The 17,869-nt window shown below is 70.0% G+C and carries 18 protein-coding genes and 2 pseudogenes; 9 read left to right on the top strand and 11 right to left on the bottom strand.

Features of this window, described 5'->3' with window-relative positions:
- Positions 1-3: 3 nt before the first annotated feature.
- Positions 4-507 (bottom strand): pentapeptide repeat-containing protein, encoded by a 504-nt coding sequence (locus tag OG455_RS42135; protein ID WP_323185589.1) that lies wholly within the window; start codon positions 505-507, stop codon positions 4-6.
- Between OG455_RS42135 and OG455_RS28880 the strand changes: the two genes are divergently transcribed.
- The gene (locus OG455_RS28880) at positions 398-1,588 is read left to right on the top strand and encodes a PP2C family protein-serine/threonine phosphatase (RefSeq protein ID WP_266298655.1); all 1,191 of its coding nucleotides are present in this window, start codon (positions 398-400) and stop codon (positions 1,586-1,588) included. The genes OG455_RS42135 and OG455_RS28880 overlap by 110 nt on opposite strands.
- 452 nt (positions 1,589-2,040) lie before the next feature.
- Here OG455_RS28880 and OG455_RS28885 read toward each other — a convergent pair.
- Positions 2,041-2,175: pseudogene (locus OG455_RS28885) on the bottom strand (DUF2267 domain-containing protein); the annotation flags it as partial.
- Positions 2,176-2,408: 233 nt separating this feature from the next.
- Entirely contained in the window at positions 2,409-2,843 is a 435-nt protein-coding gene (locus tag OG455_RS28890; RefSeq protein WP_266298657.1) for an Hsp20/alpha crystallin family protein, read from the bottom strand.
- Positions 2,844-2,955: 112 nt separating this feature from the next.
- On the opposite strand from OG455_RS28890, the gene OG455_RS28895 reads away from it, so the two are divergent.
- Positions 2,956-3,651: a type III effector protein gene (locus OG455_RS28895; protein ID WP_266298659.1), complete on the top strand. Its 696-nt coding sequence runs from the start codon at positions 2,956-2,958 to the stop codon at positions 3,649-3,651.
- Positions 3,652-3,895: 244 nt separating this feature from the next.
- Here the strand turns inward: OG455_RS28895 and OG455_RS28900 are convergent, their stop codons facing one another.
- Positions 3,896-4,123 (bottom strand): hypothetical protein, encoded by a 228-nt coding sequence (locus OG455_RS28900; protein WP_266298661.1) that lies wholly within the window; start codon positions 4,121-4,123, stop codon positions 3,896-3,898.
- 905 nt (positions 4,124-5,028) lie between these two features.
- On the opposite strand from OG455_RS28900, the gene OG455_RS28905 reads away from it, so the two are divergent.
- The 3 genes from OG455_RS28905 to OG455_RS28915 all read left to right on the top strand — a co-directional run bounded on the left by OG455_RS28905 (position 5,029) and on the right by OG455_RS28915 (position 7,167).
- Entirely contained in the window at positions 5,029-5,382 is a 354-nt protein-coding gene (locus OG455_RS28905) for a helix-turn-helix domain-containing protein (RefSeq protein WP_266298663.1), read from the top strand.
- Positions 5,383-5,433: 51 nt separating this feature from the next.
- Positions 5,434-5,859 carry an STAS domain-containing protein gene (locus tag OG455_RS28910; protein ID WP_266300987.1) on the top strand — a complete coding sequence of 142 codons (426 nt, stop codon included), beginning with the start codon at positions 5,434-5,436 and terminating at the stop codon, positions 5,857-5,859.
- 1,023 nt (positions 5,860-6,882) lie between these two features.
- Complete coding sequence (locus tag OG455_RS28915) at positions 6,883-7,167, top strand: MerR family transcriptional regulator (RefSeq protein WP_266300988.1); 285 nt, start codon at positions 6,883-6,885, stop codon at positions 7,165-7,167.
- A gap of 502 nt (positions 7,168-7,669) precedes the next feature.
- Here the strand turns inward: OG455_RS28915 and OG455_RS28920 are convergent.
- The 4 genes from OG455_RS28920 to OG455_RS28935 all read right to left on the bottom strand — a co-directional run bounded on the left by OG455_RS28920 (position 7,670) and on the right by OG455_RS28935 (position 10,800).
- Complete coding sequence (locus OG455_RS28920) at positions 7,670-8,008, bottom strand: RNA polymerase-binding protein RbpA (protein ID WP_266298665.1); 339 nt, start codon at positions 8,006-8,008, stop codon at positions 7,670-7,672.
- A 115-nt stretch (positions 8,009-8,123) separates the two neighbouring features.
- Positions 8,124-8,504, bottom strand: a complete 381-nt coding sequence (locus OG455_RS28925) for an HPP family protein (protein ID WP_266298667.1) — start codon at positions 8,502-8,504, stop codon at positions 8,124-8,126.
- Positions 8,505-8,676: 172 nt separating this feature from the next.
- Positions 8,677-10,230, bottom strand: coding sequence for a DEAD/DEAH box helicase (locus tag OG455_RS28930; RefSeq protein ID WP_266298669.1), 1,554 nt, complete (start codon positions 10,228-10,230; stop codon positions 8,677-8,679).
- 366 nt (positions 10,231-10,596) lie between these two features.
- Positions 10,597-10,800 carry a cold-shock protein gene (locus OG455_RS28935; protein WP_030918248.1) on the bottom strand — a complete coding sequence of 68 codons (204 nt, stop codon included), beginning with the start codon at positions 10,798-10,800 and terminating at the stop codon, positions 10,597-10,599.
- 481 nt (positions 10,801-11,281) lie between these two features.
- Between OG455_RS28935 and OG455_RS28940 the strand changes: the two genes are divergently transcribed.
- The gene (locus OG455_RS28940; protein WP_266298671.1) at positions 11,282-11,506 is read left to right on the top strand and encodes a hypothetical protein; all 225 of its coding nucleotides are present in this window, start codon (positions 11,282-11,284) and stop codon (positions 11,504-11,506) included.
- Positions 11,507-11,551: 45 nt separating this feature from the next.
- Here the strand turns inward: OG455_RS28940 and OG455_RS28945 are convergent, their stop codons facing one another.
- A complete protein-coding gene (locus OG455_RS28945) occupies positions 11,552-12,100 on the bottom strand; it encodes a hypothetical protein (protein WP_266298673.1) in 549 nt (182 codons plus the stop codon).
- A gap of 165 nt (positions 12,101-12,265) precedes the next feature.
- Between OG455_RS28945 and OG455_RS28950 the strand changes: the two genes are divergently transcribed.
- The gene (locus tag OG455_RS28950) at positions 12,266-12,628 is read left to right on the top strand and encodes a hypothetical protein (RefSeq protein WP_266298675.1); all 363 of its coding nucleotides are present in this window, start codon (positions 12,266-12,268) and stop codon (positions 12,626-12,628) included.
- A 1,091-nt stretch (positions 12,629-13,719) separates the two neighbouring features.
- Here the strand turns inward: OG455_RS28950 and OG455_RS28955 are convergent.
- Positions 13,720-14,145, bottom strand: a complete 426-nt coding sequence (locus tag OG455_RS28955; RefSeq protein ID WP_266298677.1) for a hypothetical protein — start codon at positions 14,143-14,145, stop codon at positions 13,720-13,722.
- Between the two features lie 239 nt (positions 14,146-14,384).
- On the opposite strand from OG455_RS28955, the gene istA reads away from it, so the two are divergent.
- Together istA and istB are read left to right on the top strand one after the other, a co-directional pair.
- Positions 14,385-15,836, top strand: coding sequence for an IS21 family transposase (gene istA / locus OG455_RS28960; protein ID WP_266298679.1), 1,452 nt, complete (start codon positions 14,385-14,387; stop codon positions 15,834-15,836).
- Between the two features lie 226 nt (positions 15,837-16,062).
- A pseudogene (istB, locus tag OG455_RS28965) lies at positions 16,063-16,781 on the top strand (IS21-like element helper ATPase IstB).
- Here istB and add read toward each other — a convergent pair.
- Complete coding sequence (gene add / locus OG455_RS28970; protein ID WP_266298681.1) at positions 16,762-17,817, bottom strand: adenosine deaminase; 1,056 nt, start codon at positions 17,815-17,817, stop codon at positions 16,762-16,764. The pseudogene istB and the gene add sit on opposite strands and share 20 nt — an antisense overlap.
- Between the last annotated feature and the right edge of the window lie 52 nt (positions 17,818-17,869).

The raw sequence follows: 17,869 nt of genomic DNA on the forward strand, positions 1-17,869 counted from the left end.
AGCCTACGCAGCCCGGCGGACACCGGTGGCTGCCAGGCGCCCCCTGAGCCGCGCGTCCGTGAGCCGCGCGTCCGTGAGCCGCGCGTCCGTGAGCCGCGCGTCCGTGAGCCGCGCGTCCGTGAGCCGCGCGTCCCTGAGCCGCGCGTCCCTGAGCCGCGCGTCCCTGAGACGTACGGCACCGGGAGAGGTACGGCACCGGGAGACGCGCGCCACTGGGAGACGTGCGCCACTGGCGTCGCGCCGCGAGGCCGCCGCGCCCGGGCCGCACCGGGCCGGACCTGCGCAAACCAGGACCTTGGTCCCGATCCGGCGGGCCGAACGGCCTCCGCTGCTCGCGGACCCGGTGCGCCACCATGGAAGCTCACCCACCGCTCCCCAGCGCCCGAGGAGGTCAGCTGTGCCCGCGAGATCCGCCGTCCCCCCGAGGCCGACCGCACCCGTCGGCTCCGTCGAGGCGCGGCGCACGCCCGCTGCGTTGCTGCGCCAGAGCCTGGCCGCGCCGAGCACCGCGGACAGCCGGCCCGACCTCGCGCCGCGCTGGGTGCGCTGGCTGCCGGTGCTGCTGATCCTCGCCGACCTGCTGATCGAGACCGTCCTCCCGCAGGCCACGGCCAGCGGGTTCCTGCTCACCGTGCTGCCGGTGCTGGTCGCCTTCGGCTTCGGCTCGCTGGCCGTGGCGGCCTCCGGGGTCGGCGCGGTGGCGCTGCAGCTGATGCTGGCGGCCCGGGTCGGCCACCTCTACGAGCACCACCACCTCTGGGTCTACCTCTCCACCCTGATCGCGGCGCTGGCCGGTGTGATGCTCTCCCACCAGCGCACCCGCCAGGCCCGGCACCTGGTGCGGGCCCGCACGGTCAGCGAGGCACTGCAGCGCACCGTGCTGCACCCGGTGCCGGAGCAGGTCGGCGCGCTGCGCACGGCCGGCCGCTACCGGGCCGCGCAGGCCGAGGTGGCGATCGGCGGCGACCTCTACGAGCTCTGCGACACCCGCTTCGGCACCCGGGTGCTGCTCGGTGACGTCCGCGGCAAGGGCCTGGAGGCTGTCCGCACGGTGGCCGACCTGCTCGGCGCATTCCGGGCCACCGCGCACGAGACCGCCGACCTGGCCGAGCTGGCCGCCCTGCTGGACCGCCAGGTTCGCCGGGGCGCGCTGGAGCACGGCGACGAAGAACTCTTCGTCACCGCCGTCCTGCTGGAGCACCGGGCGGGCGAGGACAGCGTCCAGCTGATCAACCGCGGCCACCTGGACCCGGTGCTGCTCACCGGCGGCAGCGTGCTCACCGTGCCGTGCCGCCAGGACCTCCCGCTGGGCCTGGGCCACCTGCGCGCCCAGGGCTCCCCGCTCCCGCCCTCCAGCGTCCCGCTCGCCCCGGGGCAGACCCTGCTGCTGCACACCGACGGCGTCACCGAGGCCCGCGACCGCGCCGGCCGCTTCTACCCCCTGACCGACCGCCTCGCCACCCGCTTCCAGGGCCGCCCCACCGTCACTCCCGAACAAGCGGTCGCCTTCGTCGGCGACGACGTCCAGGCCCACTGCGGCGCGGCGACGGACGACCTGGCGGTCCTGGCCCTCACCCCGGCGGGGTAGCCGAGCGGGGCCGGCCTCGGAGGCGGGCGGCCGCCGAGGCACACGACGAAGGCCGTCGTCCCCCCGGGGGAGTTCTTGGGTGGGGACGACGGCCTTCGGACGGGTCCGGCTCACCGGCGCGGCCTACAGGTCGTAGTTCTGCTCGAACATGCCTCTGACCTGCGGAAATAGGGGCCTCAGGGAAGACCTTTTCACAACCAGTGCACACGCGGCGCCCTTGACGATGAGACGCAGCGAGAAGCGCTGAGCGGTGATGAGTGCGCCGCCCGCGCCGTCCAGGTCGGTTACTGCACAGCGCCACCGACCTGGACGGCGCGAGGGCACTGCCGGGCTCCCTGGGGCTGAGGCTACGCGGCCAGGCGGTGGCGCCAGCCGATCGGGCTCGGTCGGGCAGGGCAGCGGCGAGGTCGCACCGTTCCTCGCCGATGAGCTGGGCGCCGAAGATGGTGAGGACTGCTAACAGAGCCGGCGAGGTGCGCGCCGAGCAGGGCGAGAACGACGCGCGCTGCTCGTTCCGTCTCTTGGGGTGTGCCGTATTCGCCGCGTTCCTGGACCTGCCGCAGGAACGTCTCCCATCGAAGAGTCATCGTGGGCCTCCCATGCCTTCACTGCACCGGCGGTCCGGGCGGCAGCGAACCGGTGGGTCGAGGCCTGCCGGGCTGACTGGAGGAAGTGCCGGCCGACGGGTCACCGCCTGGGGTACGAGGCCGGGGCGGCCCTTCGTGCAGGCCTGGTCGGTCGTCGGCCGGCTGGGGCGGCCGTCCCGCACCGCCCCGGGGGGATTTGGGCGGTGCTGGACGGCAGCTCCGGGGGAGCGGGGTCAGGCCTTGATCTGCTTGTGGTCGCCGCTGCGGCTGATGGCGATCTTGCGGGGCTTGGCCCTCTCCGCGACCGGGATCTTCAGGGTCAGCACCCCGGCGTCGTAGTCCGCGCTGATCCGCTCGGGATCGAGGGTGTCGGAGAGCATGATCTGGCGGGAGAACACGCCGAGGGGACGCTCCGTCAGCTCCCACTTCACGCCCTCGGCCTCGCGGCGGGGACGGCGCTCGGCCTTGACGGTCAGCATGTTCCGCTCGACGTCGATGTCGATCGCCTCCGGGTCCACCCCGGGCAGGTCGAAGCAGATCACGTACTCGTCGCCGGAGCGGTAGGCGTCCAGCGGCATCGGGGTCGGACGCGACCAGGTGCCGGTCGAGTTGATGAACTGCTGGGTCAGCCGGTCCAGCTCACGGAAGGGGTCGGTGCGCATCAGCATGGGGAACACCTCCAGGTGGTCGGGCTTTGGGGGCCAGTGCGCTTCACCGGAGACTTTTGTAGCATGTCATCCATCCGATGACAAACACTCAGGTCGCCAGGAGAGTGACGCGATGAACCACAGTCCCGGGACGCCCCCGTCGAGAGACAGCGCACCCGCCGCTCCCGCCTCCTTTCCCGCGGCGGCCGCCGCCCTGACCGCCATCGACGACGCCGTCCGCGCGGCCCGGAGCCCGGAGCCGGAGGGTCGTACGCCCTCAGGGGAGGGCTCCGGGCCCGGACGGGCCCTCGACGCCCTCCAACTGCTGCGGGAGCTGCGGACCCAGCTCGCGGGCTGGGAGGCGGGCCTGGTGGAGAGCGCCCGGGAGGCCGGGGCGACATGGGCAGACCTCGCCGAGCCGATGGGCGTGGCCAGCCGGCAGGCCGCCGAGACCCGCTACCTGCGCCTCAAGCCAGGCGCCACCGGCACCACCAAGGCTGCGGGCACGGGGGTGGAGCGGGTCAAGGCGGTGCGCGACCGCCGCGCGGCCGAGCGCACCGTCACCGCCTGGGCCCGCGACAACGCCGCCGACCTGCGCATCCTCGCCGCCCAGATCGCCGCCCTCACCGACCTGGCCCCCGCCGCCCGCCCCGGCCTGGCCGCCCTGCGCACCGCACTCGCCTCAACCGATCCCGCCGAACTCATCGGCCCCCTGGCCGCCATGCGCTCCTACATCGAGGCCGGCCACCCCGATCTCGGCACCCAACTCGACACGCTCAACCAGCACACGGACCAGCTCCGCGATGACAGCAACCACCGCCGCACCTGACAGCACGACGCCGGGTACCGTCGCGCCGGACGACGGTGCCCGGCAGCGATGGGAGTGCCTTCAGGACCAGCTTGTGCAGGTCGGGCTGCGGATGCGGCGTGAATCGGATGCGGCAATCGCCGCGCTGGACGCCGCCCTGGCCCGCCTGGACACCCTCCGTCAGGAGCTCGCCGACCTGACCACGAGAGAGCCCCTCCCTCATGAAGGCGCCGGGAGCCCTGACCGAGGGGCGTGCTGACGGCGGCTACGGGGTCACCGACCGCTCCCCGACGTGGACGCGGGGCCGGAGTGCCCGGCGCAGCGCGGGGAGGTCGGCGAGGGTGGCCTGTTCGGCGAAGCGGGCCAGGAGCCGGCGCAGGGCGCGCTCGTCCCGGTCGTGGACGGCCTCCGTGAGGGCGGTCAGCAGGGATGCCTGCGTGAGGGGGACGGGTGTGCGAGCCGTCGCCACGTTCTGCGCGTCTTCCATGGTCACCCGTCTGCTCGTTGTCCCTGGTCGGCCGGGGCGTGGGTTGCTTCTATGTGCGGGCCGCAGGCTACCTTCCCTTCGAACACCGAAAAATCTATGCCGGTCAGAGTAGACATTGCTGCGGGGTGTGGTTAGTGTTTCTCTCGTAGCAAGCATTCGGAAGGGCCCGCCAGACACGAACTGGCGGGAGCAGTACAGAAGTTCGCAAGCCTAGGTGCGGTTGCGGAGTCCTGAAGCCAGGTTTGGTGCAGTACGGCGACAGGGCTGGCGGCCGGGCCGGGTGGCCCGCAGTGATCAGGGGCCACCACCGAGGAGTACCGAAGTAAGCGCAGGCGCAGTACAGCAGGTGAAGTTGGATCGCAGTCACCGGTGGTTGAGGTGTGCGAGGTCTCAGCAAAGGCGCCGGCTGCGGGCGCGCGTGCTGGACGGTCCGGGCAGTGGGGTTCTAAGCCAAGCAGGTTGAGCAGAGCGGGCGACGGGGCTGGCTGCCGGACAGGTGGTGGGCCTTCACGGACACCACAGCGGTACCCATGCAGTTCGCAGTACCAAGCAGTACAGGTGTGAATCACGTAGTACCCGCAGGTGCAGTACCAGCAGTTCGCAGGATGTTCAGTGCTGTAGAGGAAGAGACGGAGGGCGCTGGCGCCATCAGGATCGCCCGGCTGTGAAGTTGAGCAGTAGTTGTCCGGGCGGACACCGCAGACCCCTCAAAGTACGAAGGTTGGTGGTTTCCGGTCACGCATTTGCGATCCCCGCGATCCTCCTCCCCCGAGGAGTTGCGGACACAAGGACCGGCTCAGGGCCGGTAGATGGTGAAGTACCCCTTCGGGGCCCCGGAGCCGATGCGGCACCGGGGCCCCTCTCGCGTCCCCGCCCACCATATGAACCCGACTCTCATATGAAGAGGTGCAGTGACCGCCACCGTCCACCGCACTACCGGACCTCAGGGTCCGGTCAGCCGCTTCGACGATGACGACTACCCCGTCTACACCACGGGCTGCGCCGCCGAGATGACCGGCACCACCGCCGGCTTCCTGCGCGCCTTCGGCGAGCACGGCCTGATCACCCCTGTGCGCTCCGGCGGCGGCCATCGCCGCTTCTCCCGCCGCCAGCTGCGGATCGCGATGCGCGCCCGCGACCTCGTCGACCAGGGCGCCGCCATAGACGCCGCCTGCCGCATCGTCATCCTCGAAGACCAGCTCGACAGGGCCCGGGGCATCAGCGAACAGCTCGGCCGTTCCCGTGGGCGGCAAAGCAGCGTGTGAACAGCGCCGGTCCCACCGGCGCGGCACGGAGACCCGCTCGGCTGCACCGAACTGGGCCTCTGCGACTCCTCGGGGCTCAGCGCCCTGCTGCGGGCCCACCGCGTGGCAGCAAGGGAGGGTGATGCGCTGCGACTGGCGCGACCCTCCGACGCTCTGCTGAGCCGCCTGGAAGTGGTAGGCCTCGACCACGTCCTGAACATCTGCCACGAAAGTCCCGCCCCCACGGTCCCGGAACAAGCCGCCTGCCTCCACCGTGCAGCCGACCAGAGCACCCCTGCCGGCCCGGCCCGCGCGACGCCACCTCCTGCGCCGGAGCTCAGAGCGGTTCAGGCGTGCTCGCCTGCGCGTCGCATGATCCACGGCATGACAGGGAGGGTCGACCGGCATCACGACGGCAGGCGGCCCCGGCTGAAGCCACATCGCAGGACAGCTCCGCATCGGGCACTGCGGACGGGTGTGCGGGCTGCTTCCCCATAAGGCGGATCTCCGTCTTCACCCGTCTGCGCGTTGCCCCTGGTCCGGCTGGTTGTGTTCACTCCTGCGTGTGGGCCGGAAGGCTACCTGCGCTTCGAACGCGGCAAAATCTGTGCTGCCTGGAGTAGACATTGGCGCGGGGTGTGGTTAGTGTTTCTCTCGTAGCAAGCAGTTGGCCAGGCCCGCCAGACACGAACTGGCGGGAGCAGTACAGAAGTTCGTAAGTCTCGGTGCGGTTGCGGAGTTCCGAAGCCAGGTTTGGTGCAGTACGGCGACGGGGCTGGCGGCCGGGCCGGGTGGCCCGCAGTGATCAGGGGCCACCACCGAGCAGTACCGAAGTAAGCGCAGGCGCAGTACAGCAGGTGAAGTTGGATCGCAGTCACCGGTGGTTGAGGTGCGCGGGATCTCGGTAAAGGCGCCGTGCTGCGGGCGCGCGTGCCGAGCGGTCCGGCAGTGGGGTTCCAAGCCACGCAGGTTGAGCAGGATCGGCGACGGGGCTGGCTGCCGGCGAAGGTGGGCCGGTACGGACACCACAGCAGTACCAGCAGTACCAGCAGTACCAGCAGTACCAGCAGTACCAGCAGGTGGCAGTACGCAGTACGCAGTACGCAGTACCGATGTGAATCGCGCAGTACCCGGCAGTTCGCAGTTCCAGCAGTTGTCAGTGATGCAGAGGAAGAAACGGAGGGCGCAAGCGCCATCAGGATCGCCCGGCCCGTGAGATGAGCAGTCCTCGTCCGGGCGGACACCGCAGACCCCACGGTATGAAAAATGGTGGTTTCCGGTCACGCATACGCGATCCCCGCACGCTCCATCCGATGGTTCAGTGCGGACACAAGGACCGGCCCAGGGCCGGTAGATGGTGCTGTTACCCTTCGGGGCCCCGGAGCCGCAGTCGGCACCGGGGCCCCTCCATGCGTTCCCAGAAACCGGCTTCGAAGAGGTGCAGTGACCACGACCATCAACCGACCCACCACCCCCGACGCCGTCAGCTCGTTCGATGACGACGACTACCCCGCCTACACCATGGGCCGCGCCGCCGAGATGACCGGCACCACCGCCGGCTTCCTACGCTCCCTCGGCGAACAGGGCCTCATCACACCACTGCGCTCAGAGGGCGGCCACCGCCGCTATTCCCGCTACCAGCTGCGGATCGCAATGCGCGCCCGCGACCTCGTCGACCAGGGCACCGCCGTCGATGCCGCCTGCCGCATCATCATCCTCGAAGACCAGCTCGAAGAGGCCCTGCGCATCAACGAACAGCTCCGCGAAGGCCGCCCGACCGGGCAGCCCCCCGCCGCCGACACCTGAACCCCGGCTCGCCCGGCCGACGAGAGCATTGCGCGGTGAGTGCCAGGCGCACACCGCTCGCGGGCCCGCCGGGGTCACCGCCACAGCCGCTCACCCCTGCGCTCGCGAGGACCACTTCGGGGCTGTCCCCCAGCGCGGCCTGGTGGCTCCCTTGAATTCACTCGGACCCGTTCATCGGCTACCGTTCTGCCCGGGTTCATGACGCGTGCCCCGCGGCGTGGGCCCGGCCTCGGCTTCTTGCCGTCGGCCGGCCCACGCCCGCCCTCCCGCCGACCGGGCAGCCCGTTCCAGCTGTCCGGCGCTGCGGTCGCCGCCCCGCCCGCAGCGGCGTCCACACCAGGCGCCGGCACACTGCCGAGCCACAGACGCGCCGCGCCCTGACCAAGCAGGGAAAAGCCGGCGTCGCCGCACCCCGAGCACGTTCAGCCCTCGCCGTCAGCCTGTGTCTGCCGGCGCGGCCGTATGTTGGTGGCTGTTCACTGGCCGGTGTGGCGGTCGGCGGTCAGAACGTGCCGCGGAGTTTGGCCAGCGCCTCGTTGAGGAGGGTTTCGCCGTCTTCGCGGGTACGGCGTTCGAGCACGTAGGCGAAGTGGGTCTTGAAGGGTGTGCTACCGGGCGCTTCCGGGATGTTGTCAGGGTCGGCGCCGGCGGGCAGTCCGCACCGCCGGCAGTCCCATAGGCCCGGGACCTCGACCCCGACCGCGAAACGGTGCTGGGTGTGGTGGCCGTTGCCGCACCAGAACGACACCGCTGTGCGGGGCGCGAGGTCACCGCGCTCGGACTCACCCATCGGACCCGAGCCGATCCGCGCACCCCTGATACCGCCATGCCCCTGCGCCACGCTTGCTCTCCTTCACCACCGTGCCCACCCCTGCCGGACACCCGGCTCTCTTGTGGTCGGCTGTGTCAGCTTGCCCACGGCCCGACAGGGGCGGACTCGTCACGGGGGTGCGGTCCTATGCGGTGAGCAGGCCGATGGCGTGGCCGTCGTGGTCGATGACCGGCCATGCGTCGAGGCCGCGGGAGCGCATGGTGGCGACGGCGAGGGGCGCGGGCATGTCGGGGGTGGCGAACGGCGCGCGGTCGTGGAGGATGTCGCGGACGGGGGTGCGCTCCGTGTACCAGGAGCGGGCCTGGAACGGGGCGAGGTGCAGGCGGGTGAGCAGGCCGGCGCAGCGGCCGTCCTCGTCACGGACCAGCAGGTGGCTGGCGCCGGAGCTGAGCAGGATGTCCATCGCGGTGTCGGCCATGATGTCGTCGCTGATTTGCAGCTCGGGGTGGTTCATGAGGTCGCCGACCGTGGCGGTGGCGATCGGGTGTTCCAGGGCGATGGTCATGAGCGGGTTCCTTCGTGTCGGTCCCACCGTTGACAGCGGCGTTCCGAGCTGCGGCTAGCGGCTCGGAGTTGTCCGGTAGGTGCGGATGCGCTCGCCAGGGGGGTGTGGCGCTTGTCCTGCTGGTGCGGGTGTGCCCCGCTTGGCGCGGCGGAGCGGGGCACACCTGGCTCAACTACGCGGCGAGAGCGACGGGCGCTGCCTGACGGCTGCTCACGGTCTGGGTGCGGCGGCCGGTCGAGGGGCGACGACGGTTGCGGTTGCGGCTCGTGGACGCGCTGCGGCTCGTCCGCTCGACGACGGGGACGACGATCACGGTTGGGATGCCGGTGGGCACCCGGGCGCCGGTGATGCGTGCCAGCTCCGCGTCGGTGGAGTGGACCCGGGTGGATTCGGGGGTGATGGCGGCCGTGGTCATCATCCGGGCCATCTCCCGGCGTTGGTTGGGCAGGACCAGGGTGACGACGGTGCCGGACTCGCCGGCCCGGGCGGTACGGCCGGCCCGGTGGAGGTAGTCCTTGTGGTCGCTCGGCGGCGCCAGGTTGACGACCAGGTCGAGGCCGTCGACGTGGATGCCCCGGGCCGCGACGTTGGTGGCGATCAGGGCGGTCACCGCTCCGCTGCGGAACTGCTCCAGGGTGCGGGTGCGCTCCGGCTGGGACTTGCCGCCGTGCAGGGCGGCGGCCTTCACCCCGTTCGCGAGCAGCTCCAGCACCAGGCGGTCCGCGCCGTGCTTGGTGTCGATGAACATGATCACCCCGCCGTCGCGGGAGGCGATGTGGGCGATGGTGGCGTTCTTGTCACTGTTCTGCACGTGCAGCAGGTGGTGCTCCATCGTGCTGACCGCGCCTGCGGACGGGTCCACCGAGTGCGTGACGGGGTCCTTGAGGAAGGTGCGCACCAGGCGGTCGACGTTGCGGTCCAGGGTGGCGGAGAACAGCATGGTCTGGCAGCCTTCGGCGACCTGCTGGAGGAGCTCGGTGACCTGCGGCAGGAAGCCCATGTCGGCCATCTGGTCGGCCTCGTCCAGCACCGTGACGGCGACGCCGTCGAGCTGGCAGTCGCCGCGCTGGATCAGGTCCTTGAGCCGGCCGGGGGTGGCGACGATGATCTCCGCACCGCGGTTGAGTGCCTGGGCCTGGCGGCCGATCGACATCCCGCCCACCAGGGTCGCCATCCGCAGGCGCACCGCGTGGGCGAACGGGGTAAGGGCCTCGGTGACCTGCTGGGCGAGTTCGCGGGTGGGGACCAGCACCAGGGCCAGCGGGCGGCGCGGCTCGGCCTTCTGGCCGGCGGTGCGGGCCAGCACGGCCAGGCCGAACGCGATGGTCTTGCCGGAGCCGGTGCGGCCCCGTCCGAGGACATCGCGGCCGGCCAGCGAGTTGGGCAGCGTCGCGGCCTGGATCGGGAACGGCGAGGTGACGCCCTGCCGGGTCAGCACCGACACCAGCGCCGCCGGCATGTCCAGCTCCTCGAAGGACTCGACGGGCGGCAGCGCCGGGGTGGTGCTCACCGGCATCGTGAACTCGCCCTGCGGGCCTGAGTTTTGACGACTGCTCCGGCCGCCGGACGGCCGGTCGCCGTAGAAGGAACTTCCGCCGGAGCGGGATCCGTAGGAGGAGCTGCCGGAGCGGGATCCGTAGGAGGAGCTGCCGGAGCGGGATCCGTAGGAGGAGCTGCCGGAGCGGGAGTTGGCGTTCTGGTACGAGGAGCGACTGGAACGATTCATGCGGGAAACCTTCCTCGGGGCGGCGCGTCACGAGGAAGGCTCCGCGGCGCGGGGCGCCGGCGGAGCCCGCAAGGGAACGGGCCAGAAGTGTCACGGGCGGAGCGTGGACGGTAGAACCGTGCGGCACGTCACCTGCGGTCGGCGCTCACCGCGAAGGGGCGGGAGCGAGGACCTCGAACCGTGAGATGTCACGGCAGGGCGCCGATCCGGACGCGGCGCTGGGCGTCTCGCGTGGGGATGGCCGCCGGTGGCGGAGCCAGGGGCCTGAACGGCCGGGGATGTGCGCGATGCAATGCCGAGGGACCCGCACCGGGCATGTACGCGGTGCGGGCCCCTCGCTGCTAGGCGGGTGCCATGGCAGTAGAACTACAGCGGGCGAATGTTCTCGGCCTGCGGGCCCTTCTGACCCTGCGTGACGTCGAACTCGACCTTCTGGCCCTCGAGCAGCTCACGGAAGCCGTTGGCGTTGATGTTCGAGTAGTGGGCGAACACGTCAGGACCGCCACCCTCCTGCTCGATGAAGCCGAAGCCCTTTTCCGCGTTGAACCACTTCACAGTGCCATTAGCCATAAAGAAATCTCCTTCAAGGGGCAGTCCGGAACCCGCACAGCGCGGACTCCGAGTCGCCGCGATGAGCACCCGCCCGGGGAAGAGCCGGGAAACAAAAATGCGCCTGCGATACATCAGCAGGCGCACACAAAGTTCATGGGAACCACTACTGCAACTAAGGAGACTCTAGCAGGCCGCAGCTCACAGTGGTGGGAAATTTTGCCCCGGAGGCGCTGTGTCCCCGCCCCGCGGGCGGGGGCACAGCCATCTGCAAGGCGCTAAGTATGCTCCCTAGCAAGGTAGTTGAGATGCTGCCTGCCCTGGATGTCGGGGCCGAGGGGGAGGGGTGCGGTGCGACCGGCACAGCCTCAGAGTCGCCCTGCGCACGTCTGGACCGTCGGCCCCGAGCCGGAAAAGGTAAAGTCACCCGCCGTTTCGGGGTCGGCGGAATTGTGGCTTCCGCGCGGGGTCAATTTGTGCTTTTCGCTGCATACTGGAGGGGATGACGAAATCAGTAGTTCGGCGCCACCTGCCCACCAGTCCCTTCAAAGTCCGGGTCGAAGCGCCGCGCAAGCGGTTCGAGGTGGGAGACCGGGTCTCGCACGACCGGTACGGCCTCGGCCGGGCGATCGGGGTCGAGGCCGACAGTGACATCGCGGTCCTCGTCGACTTCGGCTCACAGCAGCGGCGGATCACCCAGCCGTACGCCGCGCTGTTCAAGCTCTGACGACACCGCCCTCTCAGACCCGCGGTCTCGTTTCCTGGCGGGTGCTCAGCGCTGCTGCCACTGACGATGAAGATCGGTGATCTTGCCCTCCAGGTGAGCGAGAAGAGCCTGATCATCCGCTGGCACGTCCCGGCCAAGCCTTTGTGCCACCTCGCGGTGCAATTGCAGCGACTCGCCCGTTTCGTCGGTGACAAGCACGGACAGGAGCGGCTCGTCGATCGCTGTCGACTGGTCCACCAGCGCCAGGACCTGGGTCTTCTGCAGGTGGCTGAGGGTGGGCAGCAGCTTGTGCCCGGTCCTCTGATGCAGGGCGTCCCATGAGGTGGTCCGCTGCTCGCGGGCGCTCTTCTTGAGCGCACCGCGGATGGCGTTGGCCACGCCCGCCATGGGGCTGTTCTTCGCGGCGTTCCACCACGCCTGGTCGGCGCGGTCGGCCCCCCGGGCTGACTGCGGCGAGGTCGGCAGGGGGTCGCAGGCCGAGCTGTCGTCCGTGAGGGGAGGGGCTTCCGGTCCCGTAGGAGCCTCCAGGTACACGGTGGTGCTGTCCGAACCGGTGTTGCCCTGAGCGCCGACCTCGATGAGCTGCTCGTCCATCCTTGCCCTCTTCATGCTGTACTACCGCTGACCGGGATCATTGTGCACGCCGGCCGTCGGTCCGTTCCTCACGCACCGTTCCGCCTTGGAGCGGGGCGTCCGGGCGGGACGCCGAGTGCTGGGCGGGTGTCGCGTCCGCGACGGCTGTGTCCTAACCTGTCCGTCATGTCGAACCCTGACGGGCTGCTCGTCGACATCGCCGCGATGGTGGAGTCCGAGCACAGTAACCAGATGTCCCTGACCGTGGTGGTCCCCGGCGCGGTGATCACCGGCAGGCTCGCACCGGTGGCCCTGTGGCTGGAGCGAGTGGCGGAAGTCCTCGAAGCCTCTGACCACTTGAAGCCCTTCGCCGCCCTCTTCACCCGACCCGCCGACGGTACGCCTGCGAGGCCCACTCATCTTCACCTGCACCGGGCGAAGATCCTTCAGGGGGACTTCGGGCTGCCCCACACCGGCGGCATGTACCGCATCGCCATCGAGGACATCAGCAGCTGGACGATCGGAGACCTCAGCTACTCCGCAACCTGACACGGACCCTGCGGTCGCGAAGGGAACCCAGGCGGTCAGCGCTACCTGCCGACGCATGACAGTGGCCAAGCCGCAGCAGCTCGCTGCGGCAACCCGCCACACCTGCACGCAGATGTACACGGCCGCCGGCCCGGTACGGGCGGCGTGGCATTCTGGGGCCCTAGGTCTCCACGGCGCCTTCGGCTGCGGACCCCTGACCAGCCGTTCTGGTCGGCGCCCGTCGCGGTTCACGTGCGGCCGGTGAGTTCCACTCCCGCCGCCCCGGACGGTTCGTCGGAGGCGTCCGACTCAGCAAGCAGACGGGCCGTCACCGGTGTCTCGGTGACGGCCCGTCTGCTTTCTGCTCATACGGTGACGCTGGTCAGAGCCTGGTGTGCGCGCCGCCTGGTGCGTTCGGCGCGGCTCTTGAGCCGCAGTGCGCGCGCGAGGCGATACCTCTCGGCTTCCCGCAGACGGTTGTCGATAGTCGCCCGCGCAGTCTCAAAGTGGAAGGTCATGTCGTCCCCAGTCGAAGAGCGACCCGCCGGCATCACCGCGACACCAGCCCCTCGGGTCACCTACTCTGCTCCAGATTCTACCCATGAGTGCGGTTTCAGTCCTTGCATTTTACGATCTGTTCAGAAAATTGCCTTCTGATCGAAGGTAGAGGGTGCCGGTTGAGCGACGTCTTCTGGGTGCTCGATGCACCGGACTGCATGTCAGCCATGGCGAAGGCGAGGACCTCCTGCGGACGACCCTCGCCTGGCCGGCCCTGGAACTCCTCGTAGACGCGCCTGGCATCAAGTACAGCGCCCAGGCCAGGTCCCGTAGCGGTGCCACTCGGCCATCGGTGGCCGGAGCAGTTGGCGGAGTAGCAACGCCCCGGATCGGTTGGCGCCGCTGTCAACGGCTGCTGGTGCCGACCGGGCAAGAAGCGTCGGCTGACCTGCTCACCTGTGCCCCCGTTTGAACGGCCTGCGAACTGCTGGCTGACGCACCTGTGGGTCCCACCTGGTTCTACGCGATTCGACACCCAACGTGGCGGGGTCCTGCGGCCCGTGCCTGAGCCCGCCATCGGCCCGGCCGAGGAACCCGGTGAGTCTGACGCGTGGTCATCGGCGGTGCGACGCTGCCGCCGCGTGCGGGCCGGCCTCCACCCTGGTTACCGGGAGGCTCTGGAGGCCGGTAACTTCGGGTCCATGAAGGCTGACATGGTGCGTGATCGGATCGGCCTGGCCCGGGTACCGGCGGCGGGGCGGCGCCGTGCCGGCCTCGGCCTCACGTGTCGCGGCGATGATCCGGCCGGGCCCGGATTCGGACAGCTCGGCCATGAAACGCGGCCAGCTCCAGCCGTAGCGCTCGGGCAGGTGGGCAGCACCCTCGGACAGCACGGCGACCTGCTGGATCTGGGACAGAGGGATGCTGGCTGTCAGTGCGTGGTCTGCGGCCTCGGGTGTCGCACCGGCCACCCAGAAGCCCCCGGCGGCGTTGTTGCGGTAGCCGCTTACGGCTTGTGAACGGTCAGCGATTTCCCCCACTTCTGAGGGTTCGTGGTCACGGAATGGGACAGGGGCGTGGTCACGAGTCCCCAGGGGGAAGCTGACCACGACAGAAGCCTCGAATGCCCCAGATCGGGTGGTTTGACCTGCGAGTGATCCTTCCATCCGAGTCGTTCAGGTTCCCCTTGGGCATCCCCGAGCCGGGTTGAGGGTCCTGACCGTCTCGGAGTCGTCACCGTCCCTCGACCGACGGGCCGAGAGGTCGACGGACACTCTGGATGGCAAGGAGAACGTTCACCGTGGTCGACATCGTCGAGATCTACGTCCACTGGTACGCGGGCCGGTCGAAGAACCAGCTCGCGGCCTCGTTGGGGGTGGACCGCAAGACCATCAGGAAGTATCTGGCGCCGGCGGAGGCGTCCGGGGTGGCCCCGGGTGGGCCGCCGATGAGCGAGGCGGACTGGGGAAAGCTGATCAAGAGCTGGTTCCCCGATCTGGCCCGGCGCCGGCTGAACCAGGTCACGTGGGCGGAGATCGAGCCGCACCGTGACCTGGTCAAGGGGTTGCTGGAGACGACCACGGTGACCACGATCCACCAACGCCTCAGAGACGAGGGGAAGTTGGCGGTGTCGTTGTCGACGTTCCGCCGGTGGGTGACCGAGAACCTCCCGGACGAGTCGGCCCGGTCGAAGGTGACGGTGCTGCGGGACGACGTCGAGCCGGGCTCGGAGGCCCAGATCGACTACGGGTTCCTGGGTCAGTGGATCAACCCGTCGACCGGCAAGCGGCACCGGATCTGGGCGTTCGTGATGGTGCTGCCCTGCTCGCGGCACATGTTCGTCCGACCGGTGGTTCACATGGACCAGCACGCGTGGACCCAGGCCCACGTCGAAGCGTTCCGGTTCTTCGGCGGTGTCCCGCGGCGCCTGGTGCCGGACAACCTGCGCACGGCGGTGGACCGGCCGGACCTCTACGACCCGAAGATCAACAAGTCGTACGCCGAGCTCGCTACCTACTACGGCACCTTGGTCGACCCGGCCCGGGCAGCGAAGCCGAAGGACAAGCCGCGGGTCGAACGGCCGATGCCATATGTCCGCGACTCGTTCTGGAGCGGGCGCCAGTTCACCTCGGTCGAGCAGATGCAGGCCGAGGCCCTGACCTGGTCGACCGGCACCGCCGGCCGCAGGCAGTGCCGCCCGCTGGGCGGTGCGAGTCCGCTGTCGGTGTTCGAGGCGGTGGAGGCCAAGGCCCTGCTGCCGGTGCCGGACAAGCCGTTCGTGCTGGCCCGCTGGTCCACCGCCGCGGTCGGCCCGGACATCCACATCAAGGTCGGCCGCACCCCCTACTCGGTGCCGTGGAAGCTGATCGGCCGCGAGGTCGACGTCCGCTCCACCGCCACCATGATCCAGGTCTTCCACGAGGGCGAGCTGGTCAAGACCCACGCCGCACTCGACCAGGGCAAGCGCACGGACAAGAACGACTACCCGCCGGAGAAGATCGCCTTCCAGATGAAGACGCCGATCTGGTGCCGCAGCCAGTCCTCCGAGGTCGGCGACGCCTGCCGCGAGGTGATCGACCAGCTGCTGGAGGTCAACGCGCTCTACCGGCTCCGCGCGGCCCAGGGGATCCTCGGGCTGCGGAAGAAGTACGGCGACCAGCGGCTGGAGGCGGCCTGTAGCAAGGCCATCGCGGTCGGCGACCCCTCCTACCGCACCATCAAGGGCTCCTGATCGCGGGCACCGAGACCGACCCCGAGCCGGAGACCGGCGACGCCGGGGCTGCGGCCTTCCTCCACGGCCCCGAGGGCCTGTTCGCCGCGAGCATCCCCTCCCAGACCTCCGGCGAGCTTGAAGGCACCCCGGGCCGCGCTGACGCTGACGACGCCAAGGAGGCCGCTCGATGAGCGTGATGGACACCGCCCTGCGCGAGTCGCTGAAGGCGCTTCGGCTGTCCGGGATGCTGGAGACCCTGGACGCGCGGCTGATCCAGGCCCACGGCGGTGAACTCGGCCACCTGGACTTCCTGCAGGTCCTCTGCCAGGACGAGATCACCCGCCGCGAGACCGTCGCCTTCCAACGGCGCCTGCAGAAGGCGAAGTTCGAGCAGCAGGTCACCCTGGAGGAGTTCGACTTCGCCGCTTCCCCGAAGCTGCCCGCGGCCCAGATCCGCGACCTGGCCGCCCTGCGCTGGCTCCACGCCGGCGAGTCGGTGATCTTGTTCGGGCCGGTCGGGGTGGGCAAGACACACGTCGGCCAGGCCCTGGGTCACCTCGCCGTCCGCCAGGGCGCGAACGTCCGTTTCACGAAGACCAGCCGGGTCCTGGCCGAGCTGCCGGCGGCCACGCGGACCGCACCTGGGACAAGCGCATGCGCGAGCTGATCCGGCCCGACGTCCTCATCCTCGACGACTTCGCCATGCTGCAACTGAGCGCGGCCCAGGCCGACGACCTCTACGAACTGGTCTCCGAGCGGCAGGGGCGCTCGCTGATCATCACCAGCAACCGGGCGCCCAGCGACTGGTATCCGCTCTTCCCCAACCCCGTCGTCGCCGAGTCGCTGCTGGACCGGCTGATCAACACCAGCCATCAGGTGATCATGAACGGCCCCAGCTACCGGCCGAACAAGCGCCCCAAGAACCCCGCGGACAAGCCGCCGATCAGCTGGAGAGCACGATAGGCGCCGCCCAGGCCTCCTGGCCCGGGCCTAGGCGGAGCCAGTTGTCGACCGCCGCCGTGGCCGCCGCAATCAGCTCAGACGGGGCGTCACTGGTCTGGAGGGAGGTGCGGGCGATGTCCGCGAGCTGCCGGTCGTCGAGCCCGAGGGTGTCGCGGGCGATCACGTACTCGTCGGTCAGCGAGGAGCCGAACATCAGCGGGTCGTCCGTGCCGAGCGAGCACCGCACCCCGGCGGCCAGTAACTGCGGGAGCGGGTGCTCGGCCAGGTCGGGAACGATACCCAGCATGCGGTTGGAGGTCAGGCAGACGTCCAGCGAGATGCCCTGCCCGGACAGCCTGTCCAGGAGGGTGGGGTCCTCAGCCGCGCGGATGCCGTGCGCGATCCGGGTCGCGCCAAGATGGTCGAGCGCGGCACGGACGCTGTCTGGTCCGCAGAGCTCGCCGGCGTGCGGGGCCGAGGTCAGGCCGGCTGCCCGGGCGATCGCGAAGGCTTCGGCGAACGGCTCGGCGGGGCAGGCCGCCTCATCGCCGGTCAGCCCCAGGGCATGGACCCCGCGGCCCGCGTGGCGGACAGCAAAACGGGCGAGGCGGACAGCGTCCTCGGGGCTGCGGTGGCGCGAGACCGCGATCGTCAGACCGAACCCGACGCCGCAACGCTCTCCGGCCTGTCGGCCGGCATCAACGACCATCTCCAGGACGTGATCCGCAGACCCGAACTGCGCATAGCTGTGCGGGTCGAAGTGCGGCTGCACCCAGACACCGCCATCGGCGGCGGTGTCCTCCACCAACTCAGCGACCACACGCTGCAGGTTCTCAGGACGGGCCGACGTGGCCTCGTACGCCTCGTGGAAGACCTGCTGGAACTCCGCGAACGAGGTGAACCCGCGCGGATCAGGCGCTGTACGACCGGCCTCAGCCGCGAGTTCCGCCAGCGTGGCCGGCCGCATGGCCGCCAGCAGATGCAGGTGCAACTCGGCTTTGGGCAGCGACCTCAGGTCACGAACCGACCCAATCGCCGCTGTGCTGTCCCCCACCACTACCGCCCACCCCACATGACTGCCAATCAGGTGACTCCGAGGCTTCCAGCTG

The sequence above is a fragment of the Kitasatospora sp. NBC_01287 genome, from assembly GCF_026340565.1.
GTDB lineage: Bacteria > Actinomycetota > Actinomycetes > Streptomycetales > Streptomycetaceae > Kitasatospora.